The sequence below is a fragment of the Priestia sp. SIMBA_032 genome, assembly GCF_046535215.1.
GTDB classification, from domain to species: domain Bacteria; phylum Bacillota; class Bacilli; order Bacillales; family Bacillaceae_H; genus Priestia; species Priestia aryabhattai.
In genome coordinates, this window is record NZ_JAWRXD010001202.1 from 1 (window position 1) to 251 (window position 251).

General features: G+C 68.5%; 1 protein-coding gene. It reads left to right on the forward strand.

Features of this window, described 5'->3' with window-relative positions:
- On the forward strand, positions 1–251 hold a 251-nt coding region (locus SB717_RS38125; protein ID WP_410908384.1), incomplete at both ends, for a condensation domain-containing protein.

A 251-nucleotide genomic window follows, 5' to 3' on the forward strand; every position in this document is an offset into this window, starting at 1 on the left:
GTGGACGATGTACGCCGTCGGCGGCGCCGATCCCACCTACAACGTGCCGGTGTTCTGGAGTCACCCCGATCCGGTCGACGAAAGAGTTCTGGCGCAGGCCCTGGCCGATGTCGCTGTGCGGCATGAGGTTCTGCGCACCGTCTACCCGGAGATCGACGGGCAGCCGGTCCAGGTCATCACCCCGGCCACCGCGGTGACGGTGCCGGTCGAGTCGGTTTCGGTCGGCGAGGCCGATGTGGTCGCAGCGGTGG